The sequence below is a fragment of the Gracilibacillus pellucidus genome (assembly GCF_033949965.1).
Lineage (GTDB): Bacteria > Bacillota > Bacilli > Bacillales > Amphibacillaceae > Gracilibacillus > Gracilibacillus pellucidus.
The window spans coordinates 186587-210183 of record NZ_JAWZSR010000002.1; the positions used below are offsets into that span (position 1 = coordinate 186587).

Here is a 23597-nt window from a genome sequence, read left to right on the forward strand (position 1 = left end):
TTTCTAGATATCTGCTACCCCTCTAAATGCAGCGGTTGATTGTCTTACAACTAATTCAGGTTCATACAATTTTGACAGTGATTCCATCGATTGATGATTAGCTTCATTTGGTCTAATCATTTGAATGATTGCTTTTGCTGCATCAAGTCCCAACTTGCTCTTAGGGTGTGTGATAGATGTCAGCTTTATTTCCGAGACTTCTGCGAACATAGAATCATCATACCCAACAAGTGATAACTCATCAGGGATTCTAATCCCTAATTCCCTTACCTCATCCATCAATTGCAAAACTAATTGATCGTTATAGCAAACAAGTGCTGTTGGCCTATCCATTTTTGCAGTTAAAAGTCGTTTCAACTCTTGTTTCGGCTTTGCTATATTATTTTCTGTACTATATGTGATAATATTTTTAGGATGTAATGGAACGTTTGATTCTCGGTACGCTTTAATGTATCCTTTTAAACGTTTTTGTCCTTGTGCATCATCTGTCTTATACATACAAGCAATATTCTGGTGTCCTAAATCTAACAAGTGCTTTGTTTGTAAATAGCCACCTAATTCATCATCCATCATAAAATAGATTGGCTCTAATTCATCATAAATAGCATTGATCATTACATATGGGATTTGTGCTTTTTCTAAATTTAGATAATACCTTAAATTTGGTGTAGCAGATGCACTATGACTCGGCTCTATAATGACACCATCATAATTCCCTTCTAACAATAGATTAATAATTTTCTTCTCTTGTTCATGCTTATTGTTCGTATTAAAAATACTGACATGATAGCCTTGTTCACTTAAATATGCTTCTGCTCCACGAATTATAGAAGGAAAAATATACGCGGATATATACGTCGTTACAATAGCAATATTTTTTTGTGGTAATCGAGATGAATAACTATCATTCTTAGTCCGATCTGCACAAAAAGTACCTGCGCCTTGCTCTCGATACAACCATCCTTCATTTACCAGTTCTCCAATTGCAACTCGTACTGTATGCCTACTCACATCAAACTGACTCATCAATTCACTTTCAGAACTTATTTTTTCATGTGGTTGCATTAATCCTTCTAGTATCTTTGACTTGATTGACTGTTTAATCTGTTTATACATAGCCTCCATTTTCTCTTCCCTCTCTCCACTCACCTGAACATAAGCCAGTAGTCACTTCACAGTTATACAGAAACCGTTTTCAATAACATTTTTATGCCCCTTGAAAATTTATACGTACTAATATTATAGCACACCACTCTAAAGTTACACTATTGGTATGGTCTATTTTTCAGAAAATTATTAATAATTCACCCATTTAAAAAACAAACAAGGTATACACAATGCTTACATTGAATACACCTTGTCCTCTTAACTATTTTGTTTTCTTCGACAATGGAGCCGTTGAATTTCGTTCGACCAGTTTTGGTTCAAAACGGATTAAATCATTCTCCATATTTTGTTGTTTTTTCGATGCTTTACTTTTTTTCACCATATCTAAAATAACTTTAGCTGCAAGTTCGCCCATTTCGCTTTGTGGGTGACTTACGGTAGTCAACTTCACTTCTGTTAAATCTGCCATAAATGAATTGTCAAAACCTACAATTGAAATATCCTCCGGCACTTTAAGCCTTGCTTCTCTTAAAATATCAAGTAATCTAATAGCCAATTCATCATTATAGCAAACAATAGCTGTTGGACGTTTGCTAGCTGGTTCTTTCAGTAATTCTTTTAATACGGCTGCCGGTTTTGTCGCCTTGTCTACCGTGTTATACGTTACAATATTATTTGGTTGAATATCAATAGCATGTTTACGGTGAGCTTTTAAATAACCTTTCATCCGTTTCGTACCTTGGATGTCATCCGTTTTGAAAAAACCTACAATATTCGTATGCCCTAATTCAATTAAATGCTCTGTTTGGAGCATCCCACCCTTTTCATCATCCATTACGATATGAAAAGGTTCTAACTCATCATAATAAGCATTAATCATTAGATAAGGAATATTTTCTCGTTCAAGATTTAAATAATAATTAATATTAGGGTTACTCACTGCACTCTTCGTTGGTTCTACAATGACACCATCGAATTGTTGTGTCAGTATTTTCTCCAGGAATTTACGTTCATTTTCGTGGTCATTATTTGTACTGAAAAGACTGACTTGATAACCTTGCTTACTTAAATAGGATTCCGCCCCTCGAATAATAGACGGGAAAATGTAATCAGAAAGATAGGTAGTAATAAGTGCAATACTTTTCTGTTCAACCATTGATTGGGCGTTATTTTTAGAACGGTCTGCACAGAAAGTACCTGCCCCCTGTTCTCTATATAACCATCCTTGATTAACTAAATCCCCAATTGCTAGACGTACAGTATGTCTACTCACGCCAAACTCTTCCATTAATTCACTTTCTGAACTTATTTTTTCATGTGGTTGGAATGTACCATCCAATATTTGTGATTTTATCGCTTCTTTTACTATGCTATATTTTGTCTGCACGGTAAACACCTCATTTATTTGCCTTGTCTACTATTAAGGATAAAGGTTTCACTCATACTGTCAAGTGATTTTGACGTACAACAAGAAATACGTCCACAATAAACCTAACCGACACCATTCATTATCATTAGACCGGAAGAATACTAACCTATATGTTCATGATCATTTTTAAATGGTTCAGACTTGGTTACTTTTTTTCTAGATTGAAAACAACACGCGTTTCTTTGGTTGAAACGCGTGTTGTTTTGGTTTTTATAATCTTAGCGATAGAGCGCCTCGTTCCATTTTAGTTCATTACGGAATTGGCGAAGTTTTGTATCCTCATCGATTATGACACATTCGATTTTCGCCATGTTTGCGAAATCGTATAATTGTTCTGTCGATACATCAAATGAGAATACTGTATGGTGTGCACCACCTGCATAAATCCATGCTTCTGTTGCTTCACTTAGTGATGGTTCTGGCTTCCATAGTACTTTCGCAACTGGTAGATTTGGTGTTTCTACTTTCGGTTGCTCCGCTTTTACTTCATTAATAATTAGGCGATATCTACCACCCATTTCAACAAGAGATGCATTGACTGCATCGCCACCACGTCCATCAAATACTAGACGAGCAGGATCTTCTTTTCCACCTATACCTAGTGGATTAACAACGATTTTCGGTTTTGTCGCAGAAACTGTCGGACAAATTTCTAACATGTGAGAACCTAAAATCATTTCGTTACCAGGCTCAAGGTGGTACGTATAATCTTCCATGAATGATGTACCTTCATTACCTGCAACAATCTTCATAAAACGAAGCAATGCAGCTGTTCTCCAGTCACCCTCACCAGCAAAACCATAACCTTCCGCCATCAAACGTTGTGCTGCAAGACCTGGCAATTGTTTCATACCATGTAAATCTTCAAAGTTTGTTGTAAATGCTGTATAGTTACCTTTTTGTAAGAATGATTTCAATCCTAACTCTACTTTTCCTTGATATAAAATAGCATCGCGAACAGCTCCAGGCTCACTTGCTTCTGCTGGTAGCTCATATAACTCTTCATATTCTTTGTATAATGCATCTAATTCCGCATCTGTTACTTTTTCCATCTCTTCAACTAAATCACCGATACCGTAATAGTCAACTGTCCAACCAAACTTGATTTGTGCTTCGACTTTATCACCATCTGTTACAGCTACATTACGCATGTTGTCACCAAAACGAGCTACACGGATATTGCTACCTTCTGCAACACCTACTGCCGTCTTCATCCAATCAGACACTTTTGTTGTAACATCTTTACTTTGCCAGTGTCCTACAACTACTTTTCTTGCGATATCCATTCTTGTATTAATGAAACCATATTCACGATCACCATGTGCTGCTTGATTTAAGTTCATAAAATCCATATCAATCGTATCCCATGGGATATCACGATTGAATTGTGTATGAAGATGTAATAAAGGTTTTTGTAATGAACCTAAACCTGCAATCCATATTTTCGCCGGAGAGAATGTATGCATCCATGTGATGACACCTGCACAGTTCTCATCTGCATTCGCTTGTAGCATCAGACGCTTAATATCTGCTGAAGTTGTTAGCACTTCTTTAAACTCTACTGCGAAAGGTAAATTCCCTTCCTTATTTAACCCTTCTACTACCTCTTTTGAATTATTTGCTACTTCTGTTAATGTTTCTTCCCCATATAAATGTTGACTACCTGTTACAAACCAAAATGTATAAGGACGTACTTCTAGCATTGTTATTCCTCCTCTAGTTTTCTCTTTATTTATTATTTTTTATCTTGACCATAGTACGCATTTGCACCATGTTTTCGTAAATAGTGTTTATCTAATAAAAACTGATCCATATTTGCTGCATCCGGATTAATTTGGTAAGTATGTAATGCCATCTTCGCGACTTCCTCTACTACAACCGCATTATGGACTGCTTCATGAGGATCTTTCCCCCAGTTAAATGGAGCGTGACTATGCACTAACACACTCGGAACTTGTAATGGATCAATATCTTTGAATGCTTCCACAATCACATTACCTGTTTCCCACTCATACTCACCTTTTACCTCTTCTTCTGTCATTCTGCGAGTACAAGGAATTTCACCGTAAAAATAATCTGCTTGTGTTGTACCAAGCGCAGGAATTCCTTTACCTGCTTGAGCCCAACTTGTTGCCCATGGCGAGTGAGTATGTACAATACCACCGATTCCTGGAAATTTCTTATACAACAAACGATGTGTTGGTGTATCAGAAGACGGTTTCAAATCACCTTCCACGATATTCCCATCTAAATCAAGTACTACTAAATCCTCCACTTTCAACTCCTCATACGGCACACCACTAGGCTTGATCACCATTAAACCTGACTCTTTATCGAAACCGCTTACATTGCCCCAAGTAAAAGTTACTAATCCATACTTAGGTAGATCAAGGTTTGCCTCCAATACTTGCTGTTTTAACGCTTCAAGCATGTTATATCCACCCTTTTCTTTATATTCCGCACTTGTGCGTATGTGTAAAATAGGTTACTTTTATGATAATATAATTCGTACGTACATTCAATAGATAAATAATATTTTCTTCTAAAAAAATTTTACTTTTTTAGCTTGTACCCCCCAATTACTTTTATCAAGAATAGTAATATACCGCATTTCTATCGTTAGAAATGCGGTATTCTGGTTTCAATATTTACACAACTGTTCAGTCTATAAATCAATTAAAAATTCTACCTCTTCGTGTTGATAGATAATCTCAAAATCTTTGTTCTCCAGTAATTGATGATACAAATCCTCTGGAGAAAACCATAAGTGATCATTTTCAAATGTATAATCCGCTCCGTAATGATAACAAAGCCATACTAATTTAGAACAGTATATTTTATCCCATGGGTCATCTAATTGTTGTGCTAAAGTGAACGAAAAAGTTGGTTGCTGTATGCCATTTTCTAAATTTTTCATATATGTTTGATGATAATCGATAGCATATTGTGTAGCCTGTTGTCCTAGCTTTGACTGAACTGGTCTAAATTGTGCATGCAGTGGATGCTTAGCTAAAAATTGCTGAATGGATTCTCTCACAATCGCTATTGCTGTTCCTGGAGCTTCCACTAATTCATTCTCATTAACCACAATAGCAGCATGCCCCATATATCCTGTTAACTCTGTCTTTACATTATCACTTGCGACTAATATATCACCTGGCTGATAATCGCGCACTCTTGTTGCATAAAAATATTTTAACGGATAACATTCTCGATATAACTTATTATCCATAAAATATTCTATCGAAATTTTCGTATCAGGTTTTCTTTCATTTATTCGAATCAATGTCTCTTCACCATCTCGACTACTTGCTATCAAGTGTCTATTTTCATATATTTTGTATACGATATTCGCGATCGTCGGTTTGACTAATAATTCTCGCCCACGAATCCATAGATTAAAATAACTCACCTAAACCACCTCACCATAGCATATGAGAAAAGATCGTGATGGGCACTGATGAAAAAGCCTATTTCATAAGAAAAGCGCAAAGCCCCTTAACTGAGATAAAGTGAGACTTCAATCAGTGGGAGTCTTTGACTCCCACTGATTGTTAGCGAAACTTATCACGGTGAATGGACGAATCGATGATGACTCTCACCTAAAGGCACGACGAACACGATGTTCTAGTATTGACGTTGGTCACAGGACGTGACCGAATGTAGTCGATGGAAGTGCGACTAAGCCTCGTGAAGTCACCTAGTTTCTGGGCACTCGCGTAAACAGGTACCCAAACTTTATACTTTCTTTCCTTATAACAAAAAAGCACTCTTACCTTTTATCAAAGTGTAAGAATGCTTATCGTTTTAAAATACAATCGTTTTATTTCCATATACAATAATGCGATCATCAAGATGCCATTTAATTGCTCGTGCTAATACACTACGTTCCACAGATTGACCGATCTTTTTCATTGCTGCTGCATTATCACGATGGTCTACTCGACTAATATCTTGTTCAATAATTGGCCCTTCATCCAGATCATTCGTCACATAATGCGATGTTGCACCAATTAATTTTACCCCGCGGTGATACGCACGCTCATACGGCTTCGCTCCGATAAACGCTGGTAAAAAAGAATGATGGATATTAATAATTTTATTTTTAAATGTTTCCACAAAATTGGGTGTTAAAATTTGCATATAACGGGCTAATACAATCACATCAATTTCATGTTCTTGTAACAATCGAATTTGCTCTTCTTCTACTTGATTACGAATATCTTTATTCGCTGGAATATAATAATACGGAATACCAAGCGGTTCGACAAAAGCACGTGATGTTTCATGATTACTAATGACAAGGCTAATATCAGCCATCAAGTCACCACTTTGCCACTCCCATAGTAATTCAAGTAAACAATGTGGTTCTTTCGATACAAAGATTGCCATCTTCTTCACTTCATCCACATATTTAAACGTTGCCTCCATGCTAAATGATCGCTTCACTTCTTCAAAGTCTGCCTCAAGCTTCTCGACATTCGCCTTCAGCTCTTCTACTTCAAATTCAATTCGCATGAAGAATTCACCACCGTGTGGATCTGTTGTATATTGATTTGACTCAATAATATTGGCATCATGTTCATGTAAAAACTTTGATACAGCTGAAACAATGCCTGGCTGATCGGCACAATTAATTAATAAACGTGCTCTATTTTTATTCACATTTTTAAAAGCGTCAATTTTTTCTGCAATATAACTTTTCATTTTTGCTCCCTCTTTATCTTCGATTCTTCTCTTACTTTACCACGTAAACGGGAATCGTCAAAGAGTCTTACACAAATAATTGGTCGATAATTGCAATAAATTGTTCTGCTTCTGTTTTACTTGCTGTTAACGGCGGAAGGATACGCACGATATTTGGTCCTGCGACAACGATTAACAATTGATGTTCTTCCCTTGCTTTATTCACATATTCCATCGCATTACCGTCTACTTCTATACCAATTAACAGCCCTTTACCTCTAATAGATTTTATTGCTTGTTTATTTGATGATAACTTTTGCAGTTCACTCCAAATAAACGCTGCCAACTGGTTCGATTGTTCTAAAATATCGGATTCAACAAATTGACTGATTGTCGCTAACCCTGCAGTTGCCGCTAACGGATTTCCGCCAAATGTACTGCCATGTGTTCCTGGCGAAAATACTTTAGCAACATGCTCTTTTGCTATCATCGCTCCAATCGGAAAGCCTGAACCTAGACCTTTTGCCAACGTAATCACATCTGGTTCGATATCGTAATGTTCATATGCAAATAACGTTCCTGTCCGGCCAATACCTGTCTGGATCTCATCGATCATAAGCAAAATATCTAATTCCTTACAGATCTCCGCCATTTTATGCATCCATGTAGCGTCAGCAGGTATCACTCCACCTTCTCCTTGGATAAGCTCTAACAGAACAGCTGTCGGTTTCTGTGCAATTAACGCATCAAGCGAAGCATCGTCATTAAAAGGCAAATAAGAAAAGCCAGGCGTTAAAGGAGTAAACCCATTTTGAATTTTCTCTTGTCCTGTCGCGGATAAGGTTGCCATTGTTCGACCATGAAATGAATTTTTAAATGTAATGATATGTGGATTAGCTTGGTTTCGTACGTCATGGCCATATTTTTTAGCAATTTTAATTGCTGCTTCATTCGCCTCTGCACCACTATTACAGAAAAACACCTGGTCACCAACACTATTCTCCGTTAATGTTTGTGCTAATTTCTCTTGATTTGGTATATGATAAAGATTAGAACAATGCCATAGTTTCTCTACTTGTTCCGCAACCGCCGTCTTCACCTCATCAGGTACATGCCCTAAGTTACACGTTGCAATACCAGATGTGAAATCTAAATATTTCGTTCCTTTGTCATCCCATACATTGCTCCCTTTTCCTTCTACTAATGTAATCGGAAAACGACCATACGTATGCATAACTGATTGTACTGCTTGTTTATACATGTGACACCTCCTGTGTTAAAGCAATTCTTGTACCAATTTGTTCTCCTTGCATAAATGCTTTTAAACCATGAATTTGTGTCCCGTCGACAATCGATACTTCCGACACGTTTTGATGAAGTGCAGCTATGGCTGATTTCACTTTAGGAACCATTCCGCCTTCAATCACCTTTTGCTCGATTAATGCATCTATTTTCTGTTCATTTAGTTGATGGAATACTTGCTTTGTTCCGCCTACTTCCTGATAAATCCCTGGGATATCACTAATAAAACACAATTTCGCTCCTAATGCTTGTGCAACTGCCGAGGCTGCCATATCTGCATTAATATTGTAACGTTGACCTGTTTTATCAATAGCGATTGGGGATACGACAGGAATAAGACCTTGGCTAACTAAATTCTCTAACATTTTCGTATTGACATTGATCACTTCTCCAACAAAACCTAAATCCTCCTTACCACTAACTGGTTTTGCTTCTAATAGGGATCCATCAACACCACTCACACCAATCGCATTACCGGATTTTTCTCTAATTTTACGAACAATTCCTTTATTCATTGAACCGCTAAGTGCCATTTCTACTACATCTAATACATCATTCGTCGTGACACGCAATCCGTCAACAAATGTAGTTTTCACACCTGTTTGTTGTAATAATTTCGTTATTAATGGACCACCGCCATGAACAATAATCGGCTGCCATTCACCTGATTCTTGAATTGTCACAATGTCTTGATAAAAAGTTGACGGTAATTGTTCAAAAACACTTCCACCACATTTAATCACTACATAATTCATTGTTCGTCCCCCTCAAGTCCGATATGAAGCATTGATTCTGACATATTCATAAGAAAGGTCACATCCCCAAGCAGTTGCTTTGCCTTCACCATCACCAAGTTTGACAAATAGCGTTACCTCGTCCTCTAGCAAGTGTTGCTTCGCGACATCTTCATCAAATGGATGTGGCACTCCCTTCTCTACTACTAATGTTTCGCCTAAATATACACTCACCTTATTAGGATCTAAAGGCTCACCACTATAGCCTACCGCTGTAATAATACGCCCCCAGTTCGCATCTGCACCATGAATAGCTGTTTTAACAAGGTTAGAAGAAACGACGGATTTCGCAATCGCTGTTGCTCCCTGATCTGTCCATGCTCCATCAACCTGTACTTCTACTAATCTAGTTGCTCCCTCTCCATCACGAGCAATCTCTTTCGCTAAATATTCACAAACAAATTTTAACCCTTCATAGAAATGAGACCATTCTGCATGTTCCGGTGTTAAGGCTTGGTTTTCAGCCATGCCATTTGCTAAAACAAGTACCATGTCATTTGTACTTGTGTCACCATCTACTGTAATCATGTTGAACGATTTATTCGTAATAGATTTTAATGCATCTGACAAATGACTAGCTGGTATACTCGCGTCTGTTGTAATAAAACTGAGCATTGTCGCCATATTCGGATGAATCATACCTGATCCTTTTGCCGCCCCACCGATTGTGACAGTCTGCCCATCTATTTCTAATTCAATCGCAATCCCCTTTTCTTTTGTATCTGTTGTTAAAATAGCTGTTTCAAATTTATTTGCACCGACAAACTGATCTTCGGGTATTTGGCTAATTCCTTTTTGCAATTTGTCCATCGGTAGTAATTCGCCAATAACTCCTGTCGAAGCAACTGCTGCTAAATGCTCTTCTACACCAATCGTTTCAGCAAATTGTTGACGCATATCGTAAGCATCTTGTAATCCTTGTTCACCTGTACATGCATTAGCAATCGCAGAATTCACTATAAGTGCTTGTAATTTATTTTCTTTTGCCATACTCTCTTGTGTTACTTTAAGTGGAGCAGCTTGGAATGCATTCATTGTATAAACACCTGCTGCTTCTGCTGGAATCTCTGAATATACCCAACCTAAATCTAATTTTTTCTTGCGTAGCCCACAATGTAATCCTCCTGCCTGGAATCCTTTCGCAGAGGCAATATTACCATTTTGCAATTGTTTAAATTGTTCTAGTTGAACTTCCATGTCTGTTTTCACTCCTTATGGATAAATAGGTAGTTGATGTAAACCTGTTGTCTCTTCCCATCCGCACATAATATTCATGTTTTGAATAGCTTGACCTGATGCTCCCTTAACTAAATTGTCAATAACGGAAACAATAATTAGTTTCCCTGTCCGTTCGTCAGCATATAATCCAATATCACAATAGTTGCTTCCATACACCTCTTTTGTCGCTGGCAATGCCCCTTCTTTTCGAATACGTACAAAAGGATGGGTCTGATAATATTCTTGATAAAGCTGAATTAATTCTTCTGTTGAATAAACATCTTTCATATCGACATACATCGTACTCATAATCCCTCGTGTCATAGGCACAATGTGTGGTGTAAAAATAACTTGAATCGCTTGCTCCGCTCGTTCTGATAACATTTGCTCTATTTCCGGAATGTGTTTATGCACACCCACCTTGTATGCCTTGAAATTTTCATTCATTTCTGAAAAATGAACATTTAATGATAACTTGCGACCTGCACCAGAAACACCTGTTTTCGCATCAACAATAATAGAGTTAGGATTAACGAGGCCTTTCTCTAGTACCGGAATTAAACCTAGTGTTGTTGCAGTTGGATAGCATCCTGGATTTGCGATAATCATAGCTTGCTTGATTGCTTCCTTATTAATCTCTGATAATCCGTATACCGCTTTATCAATATATGATTGTGGTGCCATCTCCTCGCCATAATACTCTACATACTTCTTGCCGTCTCTTAGACGAAAGTCGCCTGATAGGTCGATACATCGGACTCCCTTGTCAACTAAATCTGGAATATACCTTTTACTAACATTTGATGGCGTCGCAAAAAAGACTAGGTCCACTTCTTCGGCTAATGTATGTACATCAAGCTCAGCCATCTCGATATCCACAACATTAACTAGGTGTGGATAAACTTCTGCTAATTTTGTACCACTATTTGAATGTGAGATAACCTTTTTCACTTCTACATATGGATGATTATGCAAAAAGCGTAACAACTCTACTGCTCCATAACCAGTACCACCAACAATCGCTACATTCACAACATTTCCCCCTAATATCCCGTATCTGATTAATTCATAATTATACTTTAAAATGTATTTTCATGCAATGGTATTTATAAAAAAGTTTAAAATTCAAGCGCTTGTTTATCTCTAAGCCATGAAGCGAACATATGATGAACATTCATATGATGATAAACACTATATTATTCCCTAACCGAAAAAATATACATCACATTGTATAATTATCCATTCAAAACAAAAGAGTAATTAGATAGGAAAAATCCGAACATTGAAACATGCTTAAATATCGCTTCGGCAAAATACTTCGCTTTCCGCGGGCACGGCTTTAGCTAATTGTGTGAAGAAAAGTACTTCACACAATGGATCTTCAGCTCGCGCTATTCCCGCAGGAGTCTACGTATTTTACCTACGCTTAGCATAGAATTGTTCGGATCTTGACTCTTCTTATTTAATTATGTCCCAACCTCGTCTTCTAGTGTACTTTCTTATAATTTCTAACCTTTTAGTTCTGCGGTAAATAATCTACTGCAGCTCTCTCAATCTGTAAGCCTTCTTTATACCTTTCAATAAACTGCTCATAGCCTGCAACATCTGTTTTATCTGGTGAGATAGTCTTCACGACTTCATCAGCAAATACTTTTTCATTCAAATATTCCTCTAACGTTTCGTCTTGTTCTTTGTTAATCATGTAAGAACCTAACAGAGCGATGCCCCATGCACCACCTTCACCAGCTGTTTCCATAACAGAAACAGGTACATCGAAGGCTGCAGCTAGCATCTTTTGTGCGACACCTTCTGTTTTAAATATACCACCGTGTCCTAAAACCTCATCTAATTGCACGCCTTCTTCTTTCGTTAATATATCCATTCCAATCTTCATCGCTCCGAATGATGTATATAAATGTGTTCGCATAAAGTTGGCTAAATTAAAGTTACTTTCAGATGAGCGTACAAATAATGGACGTCCTTCTTCAAAATGAGTCATGTGTTCACCAGACAAATAACCGAAGGACAATAATCCACCTGCATCTGCATCACCTTCTAACGCTTTAGCAAATAACATTTCGAACAATTTATTTTTATCTAGTTCCATCCCTACTTGTTGGCTAAACTCTTCGAACAACCCTACCCACGCATTCAAATCAGATGTACAGTTATTAGAGTGCGCCATTGCCACAAGGCTACCTGAAGGTGTTGTGACAAGGTCAATCTCCGGGTGCACCTTCGATAAGTCCTTTTCCAACACTACCATCGCAAATGCTGACGTACCAGCTGAAACGTTACCTGTACGCTGTGCTACACTATTCGTCGCAACCATTCCTGTTCCTGCATCACCTTCTGGTGGACAAAGTGGATTACCACCAGTTAAATCACCTGTCACATCTAGCAGTTTTGCACCTTCATCAGATAGAATACCAGCTTCTTCTCCTGCCACTAATACTTCAGGTAAAATATCTTCTAACTGCCAGGATAATTGGCTTGCTTCATTTAATTGATTAAATTGTTGAATCATACGTTGATTGAAGCTTTTCGTTTCCAAATCAATCGGAAATACACCTGACGCTTCACCAACACCAAGTACTTTCTTGCCTGTTAACTTCCAATGAACGTAACCTGCAAGGGTAGTAATAAATTGGACGTCATCTACATGCTCTTCTTTGTTTAAAATGGCTTGATACAAGTGAGCAATGCTCCATCTTTGTGGAATATTGTATTGAAAAAGTTCTGTTAGCTTTGTTGATGCTTCTTCTGTAATATTATTTCTCCATGTACGGAATGGAACAAGTAACTGTTCATCCTGTCCGAAAGCCATATAACCGTGCATCATTGCACTAAAACCAATCGAACCAATCTTATTAATCGTTACACCGTATTGTTGTTTTACGTCTTCTTTCATCTTTTGATAACTATCCTGGAGACCTGACCATACTTCATCAATACTATACGTCCAAACATTATCGATATAACTATTTTCCCAATCATGACTACCAGCAGCAATCACTTTATGCTCCTCATCAATAAGTACTGCTTTAATTCTTGTAGACCCCAATTCAATCCCAAGTACGGTATTTCCATTCTGAATCGCTTGTTTTACATCACCCATATTAATCCCCTCCAACACTTTTTCTGTAATCGTTTTTATATTAGCGCTTTCATATAACGACTCATAATAGTTGTGACTTTCGTAAACTACATACAACTTATACGAACCAAATTATCTTCTTATTTTATACACTCTATGATACCATCTAATCATTTAGACAGTCAATTATATTCGTACGTACGTGTTAGAGAAAGAGGTTTATGAATGGATAAAATGTCCATTCATATCGTTATAGCCCGCCTAATTTGGCATCAAACCAAATAAGAATCCTAAATAATAACTAGGATTCTTATTAAATATAGGAAAGAAATTCCCTTCAAATTAATAATAAAGTGCATCTTTAATAGATGCCGTATAACTCGGTTCAAATCCTTGTAAATTATATTGTACCTCTCCACTTAAAGAAACAACTACTAACAGATAATATCAATGCTGATGACTTACATGATGAAAGCCAAGCATTACTACTATTACTCTTAAAAGCACTAGAAAAACTTCTACACAACACTCCACCACTTTGAATACTAAAATCTTTTTTCTCAAGTACTTGCACTTACTTTGTTTCAACTAATTCATATTCATCTAAATCCAAACCTTCCTCACTGATAAATACTTTCCATTTACCATCCATATCAATTACTTGAAATGGTTCCTCAAAAATATCCATTGCTCCATCTTTTTCATAACGAGTACGAACTTGAAAAGTATACTGATCATCACTTATTTTTTCTTCCTCTAAAATTTCATAATCTACAAGAGGAAAATCTTCTTGCAATGAATATAACTCTTTTATAGTTTCACTTTTAGACTCACTCCACTCTATTTCTGCATTTTCTACATATGTCTCAATATCATAATTCACTAATGCTTCTAAAGAATTTTCAAGTACATCGTTAGCTGATTCATTTTCTGATACTAAGACTAAATTGTAGATGAAAAAAAACAAAATTAGAGTACTTACAAAAATGATTTTTTTCTTCATTTTTTCACCTTCTCCTTCAATACAAAATAGTAAATATCTCCTGTTATTATAAATCTACGTCTAAATCTTCGGTGTTTTCACTTACAAAAATAGAGTCTGCTAAAATTAGAGAAAGAAAACTAAAACTAAAATGAATATTTTTTCATATACTAACATTCCTTTCCAATTTATTTACATTTAATATAATATCATAAAAAGGACATGGAGGAAGAATTTAATGAAAAAGCAAGACTCCTTTAAAGATTCTATTAAAATCTTTTGTAAATATTATGAGATCTCGCCCACAAAAAAGGATTCAACAATAACGATAACTTCATAACCATAAGCATAAAAAATCACTCAGAAACTGGGATAGATATAGAGTGTTTCAAAATCATAGACTTTATTTTTAATCTACTCGGTCCTACTGAAACTAAATTCAGACAAAATACATTTATGTTTCCAAACTCTCCAAAAATAGATACAGTAAACACTACCTTTGAGAAAAAAGATTATAAAAACATTATTTAACGAAGATATATAGTTAAACAGGAGAGGGATGGCGCTAAGCCATTCTACTGCCAAGAGATGTATTACGGGGAAACACGCTGTACGTTCAAAGAATTAAGAAGGAATTAGGAAGAAAAATTGAAGAATATATTGCTTATTTATAATAATAACCGTATAAAGGAAAAATCAGCAGGCATGAGTCCGGTTCAATACCGCATTCACACCAACCAATTAGCTGTTTAATATAAAGTGAGACTTCAATCAGTGGGAGTTTTGGACTCCCGCTGATTGCTAGCGAAACTTATCAGGGCGTTAGCGTCCGTTTATCCTCACTTATCTTCTTTGTTTTCAGTCGAATCTTGAAGTGGGGGTTTTACGGACGTTTACTCCGTGATAAAAACTTTAATTTTTCGAGATCGCATCAATTCATGAATGAAATAGGGAGAATTTTTCATCAACTACTCACAACTCGATTAGTCAATGTACCAATCTGCTCAATTTCTAATGTTACGCTATCACCATCATTCAAGAATTGTGATGGGTTCAGCGCAAATCCAACGCCATCTGGTGTACCAGTCAAAATAATATCTCCTGGTTCCAATGTCATCAAATTGGAGATGAAACTAATTAAATGCGGAATATCGAATATTAAATGCTCTGTATTGGATGATTGTCGTAACTCGCCATTTACATAAGACTTAATAGATAAGTTACTTGGATCAGGTAACTCAGAGGTTGTGACAAGCCATGGGCCAACAGGTGTTGTATGATCTAATGATTTTCCTTGTAACCATTGTGACGTACGTTTTTGCAAATCACGCGCAGAAATATCATTTCCAATTGCATAACCTGCTACATAATCAAGTGCCGCTTCTTCAGACACCTTTGTTGCTGTTTCACCTATTACAACCGCTAACTCTACTTCATAGTCCAGTTTCTCTGTTGCACTTGCTTTATAGATAGCATCTTCAGGCCCAATAAGCGCATTATGAAATTTAGCAAATAAGACAGGGTGTTCTGGTAATTCACTCCCCATCTCTTTTACATGATCTGCATAATTTGTGCCGACACAAATAATTTTGGATGGATTGGCACTTGGCGTTTCAAGGATAACTTCATCACGTTTAAAAACATGTGATGTTGTATGATTTTTCATTTGTACCATAAGAGCTTCCGCCTCTTTAATATGTACTTTTGCTCGTTGGAAGAATAAACGCGGATCCGCTGGAATAATCACGCTATCTGATGGTAGTTTCTGTTGCTTTAGTAATTCTTGTTGCGTGGCATGAAGATCAATCACGGTATCCTTTTCTACTACTCCGATTCGACCGTGTGTATAAGGGTGTTTCAACTGATAATGGACAAGTTTCATGTTACATCCCTCCTGTTATTTTCCTTTATTTTAGCATAGAAAAAAACCCGCTTCACGAAAAAGCGGGTTTGCAATCTTATAGTACTTTACTTAAAAATGATTGTGTTCGTTCATGTTGTGGATTTTCGAATAGCTGTTTCGGCTCATTCTCTTCAATAACATATCCTTCATCCATAAAAATAACACGATCTCCAACTTCTCGGGCAAAGCCCATCTCATGGGTGACAACAACCATTGTCATTCCTTCTTCAGCTAGTTGTTTCATAACACCTAACACTTCTCCAACCATTTCTGGGTCTAGTGCAGATGTAGGCTCGTCAAACAACATGACTTTTGGTTCCATTCCAAGCGCTCTAGCAATGGCAACACGTTGTTTTTGACCACCTGAAAGCGACTCCGGATACACATCTGCTTTGTCTAATAAACCGACTTTTTCCAGTAAATCTTTTGCCTTTTTCTCAGCATCTTGTTTGTTCCATTTTTTCACTGTGATAATCGGCAATGTAATGTTTTCTAGAACGGTTTTATGTGGGAAAAGGTTAAACTGTTGAAACACCATTCCAACCTCTGCTCTTAATTTATTAATATCTACCTTCTTATCTGTTAACTCTTCACCATCAATGGTAACCGTTCCGTCTGTAACAGATTCAATTAAATTAAGGCATCTTAAAAATGTTGATTTTCCTGATCCAGAAGGTCCGATTACTACGACTACTTCTTTTTGCGCAATATCTACATTAATATCCTTTAACACATCTAAATCACCAAAGGATTTCTTTAAATGTCTAACAGAGATCATTTTACATCTAACCTTCTTTCTAGATAATTTAATAAGTACGTCAAGGTAAGTGTAAGAATTAGATACATCAACGCTACCATTAAGTACGGCTCCCACACTCGTAAATATTGACCTGATGCTGCTCTTCCCCAATACAATAGTTCTTGCGCCGCGATCATCGCACCTAAAGATGAATCTTTTAGTAAGACAATAAATTCATTACCTAATGGTGGGATCGAACGTTTAAACGCTTGTGGTAAGAGAACATGTCGCATTACTTGATATTTATTCATCCCTAACGAATGCGCTGCTTCTGCTTGCCCCTTATCAATAGACTGTAATCCTGCTCTAAAGATTTCCGCTACATATGCTGATGAATTAAGTGACAATGTGACCATTACGGAAATGACAGGTGTTGTTTCTCCAAAAATGGATGGTAAAACAGCAAAATGGAATAAGAACAATTGTACAAGTAAAGGCGTACCTCTTAAAAAGTTAATATACCAAACAAACGGCAAACGAACAATTAATGTACGTGACATCTTTCCTAACGCTATAAAAAATCCAAGTATACATCCCATTAAAACACCGACTACGGACATGAGGATAGTAAGTCCCATCCCTTTCATGAAAAAGGGGAAATACTCGGTAATAATATCAAATCTAAAATCCATAACATAAACTCCTTTCATTAATCTGTCTATAAAAACGTTATTCCCTATATTTATCGAGGCTATTCCTAAAACGCAAACGAAAAGCGTAACGTGGTCGCTACGCTTTCGGCCTACATTTGTAAACGTCCATAATCCCCAAACTTCAAGATATAAGAGATGAACGGGCGCTAATTTCTACTTTATTGATTCAATGCATCTAAATCTGGTTCGACTTCAAACCATTTTTCATAAATCTCAGAATATGTTCCATTATCAATAATCGCTTGTAAGGCTGCATCGATATCTGTCTCTATCTCGCTGTCTTTTGGTAACAACATGCCATAAAATTCTGATTCAAATGTTTCCGGGTCAGCAATCATCTCTAGTCCCGATTCTGGATTGTTCGCAACATATGCATCTGCTACAACATTATCTGTAACCGCAGCTTCTACATCACCAGATTGAAGCGACATTAACGTTAATGTGTTTGATTCATATTTAGAAATGTTTTCATGATTTTTGCCTAAAATCTTTTCTACCGCGGCTTCACCAGTAGTTCCGCCTTGGACACCTACTTTAATATCTTTAATATCTTCTCCACTTGTAATATCTGTTCCTTCACGGAAGACAATTTTATGTGTTGATTCGAAATATGGTGAAGAGAAATCATATGATTGTTTTCGATCTTCATTTACTGTAATTCCTGCAATCGCTAAATCAGCATTACCTTCTTCAACAGACAGTAACATAGAATCCCAAGATACATTGTCTAATTTATATTCATAACCTGCTTCTTTCATTACAGCGTCTAGTAAATCAATATCGAAACCAACAATTTCCCCTTTATCTAAATAAGAAAAAGGCATAAAACTTGTTTCTGTTACAACATTCAATGTTGGCTTATCTGTATCCGAAGCATTCGTCCCCTCTGAGTCATCACTTGTTCCACATGCCACAAGGACCGCAAGCAATAAAACAGCAAATCCTTTTACAAACCATTTATTCATAAATATTCACTCCATTTATTATTTATACATTTAATAGTGAATATATTATAGCATTTTCGTATATAAATTCAATATGTTTGGTAGAAAATAAAACATTAAAATAATTCTGACTATTTAAATGTGGGGAGGACAACTCCCCTATATTAGAAGAAACAACAATATCGGCAAAGTAACGATACTTAATAATGTTGTAATCAAGGTGACACTTGATACGAACGCTGGCCTTGATCCGAATTGCACTGCATACATAGTTGTATTAGCGGCTGTCGGCATAGCAGCTGTTAATATAAGAATATTCTTCACCATTTCATCAATTGGCAATGGTAATGTTAAGAAATATGCAATAATGGGAGCTAATATTAGTCGAAAGGCTACCGCTAAGCTTACTCGACCAAACTCTAAATCATGCAGTTTAATTTTGGCTAATTGCATACCTAGTACAATCATAATAGTCGGAATCGTTGCCTCAGATACCATATCAATACCTGTCATCATTTGATCACTGATCGGAACACCTACCAAATTAAAAATAATACCTAAAATTGCCCCGTATACAATCGGTACTTTGATCACATCTTTTAATGGTGATATTTTAACCCGTTTTCCTGAAGCTCCACCTTTTGCCGCAAAATATATACCTACTGTACACATAATTAACGTTTGAAGCACCATTAAAATAATTGCATAATGAAGTCCTTCTTCTCCAAACACTAATAATGTTAAGGGAACACCGTAATTTCCATTATTCATAAAGACAGAAGCAAGCACGAAGCCACTTTGGACAGATTGATCCCACTTCCTAAAATAGCCAACTACATAACAAAATAGCAGGCTGATCACACAAAGTACTAATAAAAATGCTCCTAGATATATGTAATCCATATTCAATTCATTTGCATAAAAAGTTCGAAACGCTAAAAATGGCGACATCAAGTATAGCGTTAAGGTAGAGATCGGTTTTGTATCAATGTTTAAAAATTTCATTCCGATATAGCCGATCGCAAAAATACTAAAAATCGGAATTAAGACCGTTATGAACCCCATATTTACCACCAATCTCATTTGTTTTTGAGCGTTTGTTTACACTACGATAGATTAAGTGTACACAAAACGCTGAGCAGGAACAATGTTTTTTGCATAGATTGATGCGCTTGTTTTGTGAAAGTTTCGGGCAACTTTTCGATATTACTATCAACTTTCGACATTTTATTATCAACTTTTTCGATTTTTTATCAACTTCCGGCTTTTTATTATCAACTTCGGCTGATTTACTATCAACTAACAAAAAACTCGCACATGTTCCTGCGCGAGTCTTTTGATATCGACTTATTTTCGAATAAACATTTGTGTCCAGTAATTTCCGTCTGGGCTATAACCTACACCGATATGTGATACGTTTGGATCTAGCAGATTTTTTCGGTGGCCTTCACTGTGTAACCAACTTTCTACCACTTCTTCTGGTGTTGATTGGCCAGCAGCAATATTCTCCGAAGCTCTCGTGTACTCCACATCAAAAGCCTTCAGCATATCAAATGGTGAGCCGTATGTTGGTGACGTATGCGAAAAGTAATTTCTATCCGCCATTTCTTCTGCTTTATTTTGGGCCACGTTTGCTACATCATGGTCAAAATTAACTGTGTCTACACCATTCTCGTTACGTGCTTGATTCGTCAATTCGACTACTTTTTGGACATAGCCATCCAACGAAGGTCGATCAAACGATTCTGGCTCCTCGTTACGATCTAGATAATCCTCATCTTGCACTTCTGTCTCCATGTTCTCTTCTGTTTGTCGCATTTTTTCTTGTGTTGTTTGTCTATTTCTCACATCCGCTCCGTAATTGCGATCTTCTTGACGAAACCACTTACTAGGATTTGCGTCCTCAAAAATATTTTGTTCTCTACCTGGGTTAACTGGGATTTCCTCATCTGGACCACCAAAGCTAACATTTTGTGGTTCAATATTCGGATCTTCCGGTTCTAAAGAAGATTCATTATTACACCCCACCATAAAGACAGCCATCATAATCATCAAAAAATACACAGTTTGTTTGTACATATATATCACCTCAAGGATATTTTCTTGTCCTGTAGGTTTACTATGCACAAAACATTTTTATCTTATTCGTCCATTTCACTTACATACACTACTCTGCCCTCTAGAATAGATTTTTGTGCAGCCATAGCTACTTTGAAAGATCGCCAAGCATCCTCATAATCAGAAAGGATTTTCGAGCGGTCACCTGTTTTTACCGCGTGAAGAAATCCTTCATTTTCCCTTCTATACGGGTTTTGCCTTGCAAGATATTTTTCTATTTTCGCAGCCGTTCTTTTTTCCACATGTCCTAATCGCCATTCAACGATTCCTTGATCTGTATACGTTTTTATTCCTATATCACCTGTTCCTTCTGGCAAAACAGATGTATTCGTCAGTTGAACAGATAATCCGCTTTCCAATGTGAGCGTAAACAACCCTACATCTGCTACTGTTACCGAAGGATTTTTATTAGTTAAATTATTTTCCAATGCATAAACAGATGTTACTTCGCCAAATAAGAAGCGAATTAAGTCAACAATGTGTGTCGTCTGCTCATTAAATTGACCACCTGATTGATCCTGACGTCTCCACCAATCTACTTCTGGCATGGAACCCATCCATTTTCCTAGCACCACACCACTGGTAGTTCCTTCAAGCATTTCTTGAAATTTCTTTACTGTATCTGCATAGCGAAAATGGTAGCCAACCGCTGTCAGGTGATTCGTTTCCTTAATTTTATCTCGAACAGACCGCACTTTCTCTACATCTATTCCTAATGGTTTCTCCACTAAAAAAGGAATGCCATGATCAACTAATATTTCTTCATAATTTTCATGAGCCATTGGTGGCACACAAATATACACAGCATCTAATTGTTCATAACTCAACATCGTTTCCACATCTTTATAACCCGTTGTTTCATCATAACTTTTAGCGAAGTGCTCTGCCTTTTCTTGACTAGACCCAACGAAACCTACCACTTTCACATTTTCAATTCCTCGTAATATTTCTACGTGGTGTCGTGTGAATCCACCAGTCCCAACAAAACCTACTCGAATCATTTGCAACCCCTCCTTTTATAATAATAAAACGCTTACAATTATCTATGCCCTTCTATACAGAAGGGCAAACTTTATCACTGATTAAACGTCCGTAATCCCCCCCACTTCAAGCTTCGAGTGAAAACAAAGAAGATAAGCGGGGGATAAACAGACGCTAACGCCCTGATAAGTTTCGCTAACAATCAGCGGGAGTAAAAAACTCCCACTGATTGAAGTCTCACTTTATCACGAAGCAAAGATTTGCTTATTTCGCCATTTACCAAAACGATAATATAAAAAGGCAATAATACTACTTACCATAAAGCTTACACCAATTCCTATTCCAATACCATTCTCTCCTAATAATTTTGAAAAGAAAAAGGCTAATGGATAACGTAAAGCCCAGAAGGACAATAGATTTAAAATCAGCACTTGATACATCGCACCGGATGCTCTAACAATGCCATTTAAGACAAAATTAATTCCCAAGAACGGATAAAAGAAAGCAATAATCATTAAATACTTAGCACCAAACTGCACTGCTGCTTCCTCTTGGATAAACAATCGAATCCCTAAATCAGCAAATAACACAATAAGAAACGCGAACAACAACATCACAACCGTGTTGTAGACAACTCCATACGTCGCAATTTTCTTCACGCGATCCCATTTGCCAACACCAATGTTCTGTCCAGCCATACTGTTCACTGTAGCACTTAAAGCATGTGCTGGTAATAAAAATAAACTATCTAAACGTTGAGCCGCACTATACCCCGCAACAGCCGCTTCTCCCTGTGATGTAACAACACTCAGAATTGCTGCTGCACCTGCTGATATAACAGCCATTTGTAAGCCAGACGGAATACCTAAATGTAAAACTAATTTCACCTCTGACCATCTCGGTAATTGTGGCCAATTTAACGGAATTAGTTTTTTTCTAATAATATAGACTAACCCAAAGGCAAAGGAAACACCTTGCGATAGTATCGTAGCAAGTGCCGCACCTTGCACACCAAGTCCGAACACCGAAATAAACAACGGATCAAGTACAATGTTTAAAGCTACGGCAATAGCGACGAATAATAACGGTGTGCGACTATTCCCCACAGCTCGTAAGGCAGTACTAATAAAGTTATAGCCTACTAAGAAGAAAATACCGATAGCATTAATCCGTAAATAAATGATTGCCTCAGCTAACATTGATTCTGGTGTTCCGAGTAATAATAAGACCGGTTTGGCAAAAACAAATCCTAGAACCCCCATCACAATTGCTAAAGCAGATAATGTAACGACAAAAGCATTTACGTATGTTCGAAGGCCTTGTTCGTCCCCTTTTCCTTTTTGCTGAGATAATACAGTCAATGTTGTGTTGTTGACACCAATAATAAAGGAAAGAACCGTGAATATAACGGTACTAGCAATATTGACAGCACCCAGCGCATTTGCTCCAATCAGATTTCCTACCCACAAGCTATCAATAATTTGGTAGGAAACTTGTAGTAACTGAGCAAACATAATGGGTGTGGAGAAATGAAATAAATCTGCCCATATATTCCCTTTCGTGAAATCATGTTGTCTTCTCAAA

At 36.9% G+C, this 23597-nt stretch carries 21 protein-coding genes; 1 reads left to right on the plus strand and 20 read right to left on the minus strand.

The genetic code is table 11. The features are described 5' to 3' along the window. Positions 1-3: 3 nt before the first annotated feature. The 12 genes from SH601_RS04265 to SH601_RS04320 all read right to left on the minus strand — a co-directional run bounded on the left by SH601_RS04265 (position 4) and on the right by SH601_RS04320 (position 14636). Positions 4-1125, minus strand: a complete 1122-nt coding sequence (locus SH601_RS04265) for a GntR family transcriptional regulator (RefSeq protein WP_319957010.1) — start codon at positions 1123-1125, stop codon at positions 4-6. A 244-nt stretch (positions 1126-1369) separates the two neighbouring features. Beyond that, a complete protein-coding gene (locus tag SH601_RS04270; RefSeq protein ID WP_319957011.1) occupies positions 1370-2494 on the minus strand; it encodes a GntR family transcriptional regulator in 1125 nt (374 codons plus the stop codon). Between the two features lie 260 nt (positions 2495-2754). Next, positions 2755-4239 (minus strand): L-arabinose isomerase, encoded by a 1485-nt coding sequence (gene araA / locus SH601_RS04275; protein WP_319957012.1) that lies wholly within the window; start codon positions 4237-4239, stop codon positions 2755-2757. Positions 4240-4271: 32 nt separating this feature from the next. Continuing rightward, entirely contained in the window at positions 4272-4967 is a 696-nt protein-coding gene (araD, locus tag SH601_RS04280) for an L-ribulose-5-phosphate 4-epimerase (protein WP_319957013.1), read from the minus strand. Between the two features lie 234 nt (positions 4968-5201). After that, positions 5202-5948 carry a hypothetical protein gene (locus tag SH601_RS04285; RefSeq protein WP_319957014.1) on the minus strand — a complete coding sequence of 249 codons (747 nt, stop codon included), beginning with the start codon at positions 5946-5948 and terminating at the stop codon, positions 5202-5204. A gap of 395 nt (positions 5949-6343) precedes the next feature. Continuing rightward, entirely contained in the window at positions 6344-7243 is a 900-nt protein-coding gene (purU, locus tag SH601_RS04290) for a formyltetrahydrofolate deformylase (protein WP_319957015.1), read from the minus strand. Positions 7244-7310: 67 nt separating this feature from the next. Further along, positions 7311-8483: an acetylornithine transaminase gene (locus SH601_RS04295; RefSeq protein WP_319957016.1), complete on the minus strand. Its 1173-nt coding sequence runs from the start codon at positions 8481-8483 to the stop codon at positions 7311-7313. Next, positions 8476-9279, minus strand: coding sequence for an acetylglutamate kinase (gene argB, locus SH601_RS04300; RefSeq protein ID WP_319957017.1), 804 nt, complete (start codon positions 9277-9279; stop codon positions 8476-8478). The genes SH601_RS04295 and argB overlap by 8 nt, the downstream gene beginning before the upstream one ends. Before the next feature lie 12 nt (positions 9280-9291). Further along, positions 9292-10515: a bifunctional ornithine acetyltransferase/N-acetylglutamate synthase gene (gene argJ / locus SH601_RS04305; protein ID WP_319957018.1), complete on the minus strand. Its 1224-nt coding sequence runs from the start codon at positions 10513-10515 to the stop codon at positions 9292-9294. 15 nt (positions 10516-10530) lie between these two features. Further along, the gene (gene argC, locus SH601_RS04310) at positions 10531-11568 is read right to left on the minus strand and encodes an N-acetyl-gamma-glutamyl-phosphate reductase (RefSeq protein WP_319957019.1); all 1038 of its coding nucleotides are present in this window, start codon (positions 11566-11568) and stop codon (positions 10531-10533) included. A gap of 484 nt (positions 11569-12052) precedes the next feature. Further along, on the minus strand, positions 12053-13654 hold the full coding sequence (locus SH601_RS04315; protein ID WP_319957020.1) for a xylulokinase: 1602 nt from the start codon (positions 13652-13654) through the stop codon (positions 12053-12055). 553 nt (positions 13655-14207) lie between these two features. Further along, positions 14208-14636: a hypothetical protein gene (locus tag SH601_RS04320; protein WP_319957021.1), complete on the minus strand. Its 429-nt coding sequence runs from the start codon at positions 14634-14636 to the stop codon at positions 14208-14210. A 627-nt stretch (positions 14637-15263) separates the two neighbouring features. Here SH601_RS04320 and SH601_RS17595 point away from each other — a divergent pair. Continuing rightward, positions 15264-15368: an IS3 family transposase gene (locus SH601_RS17595; protein ID WP_413775094.1), complete on the plus strand. Its 105-nt coding sequence runs from the start codon at positions 15264-15266 to the stop codon at positions 15366-15368. A 211-nt stretch (positions 15369-15579) separates the two neighbouring features. Here the strand turns inward: SH601_RS17595 and SH601_RS04325 are convergent, their stop codons facing one another. From SH601_RS04325 to SH601_RS04360, 8 genes are all read right to left on the minus strand, one after another. Further along, a complete protein-coding gene (locus tag SH601_RS04325; RefSeq protein WP_319957022.1) occupies positions 15580-16497 on the minus strand; it encodes a fumarylacetoacetate hydrolase family protein in 918 nt (305 codons plus the stop codon). A gap of 76 nt (positions 16498-16573) precedes the next feature. Further along, positions 16574-17296, minus strand: a complete 723-nt coding sequence (locus SH601_RS04330) for an amino acid ABC transporter ATP-binding protein (protein ID WP_319957023.1) — start codon at positions 17294-17296, stop codon at positions 16574-16576. Then, the gene (locus tag SH601_RS04335; protein ID WP_319957024.1) at positions 17293-17949 is read right to left on the minus strand and encodes an amino acid ABC transporter permease; all 657 of its coding nucleotides are present in this window, start codon (positions 17947-17949) and stop codon (positions 17293-17295) included. Before SH601_RS04335 ends, SH601_RS04330 begins: the two co-directional genes overlap by 4 nt. 179 nt (positions 17950-18128) lie before the next feature. Beyond that, positions 18129-18935: a basic amino acid ABC transporter substrate-binding protein gene (locus SH601_RS04340; protein WP_319957025.1), complete on the minus strand. Its 807-nt coding sequence runs from the start codon at positions 18933-18935 to the stop codon at positions 18129-18131. 138 nt (positions 18936-19073) lie between these two features. Next, positions 19074-19979 carry an AEC family transporter gene (locus SH601_RS04345; protein ID WP_319957026.1) on the minus strand — a complete coding sequence of 302 codons (906 nt, stop codon included), beginning with the start codon at positions 19977-19979 and terminating at the stop codon, positions 19074-19076. A gap of 282 nt (positions 19980-20261) precedes the next feature. Beyond that, on the minus strand, positions 20262-20993 hold the full coding sequence (locus SH601_RS04350) for a CAP domain-containing protein (protein ID WP_319957027.1): 732 nt from the start codon (positions 20991-20993) through the stop codon (positions 20262-20264). A 62-nt stretch (positions 20994-21055) separates the two neighbouring features. After that, positions 21056-22033: a Gfo/Idh/MocA family protein gene (locus SH601_RS04355; RefSeq protein WP_319957028.1), complete on the minus strand. Its 978-nt coding sequence runs from the start codon at positions 22031-22033 to the stop codon at positions 21056-21058. A gap of 225 nt (positions 22034-22258) precedes the next feature. After that, positions 22259-23596: an MATE family efflux transporter gene (locus SH601_RS04360; protein WP_319957029.1), complete on the minus strand. Its 1338-nt coding sequence runs from the start codon at positions 23594-23596 to the stop codon at positions 22259-22261. Position 23597: the final 1 nt, after the last annotated feature.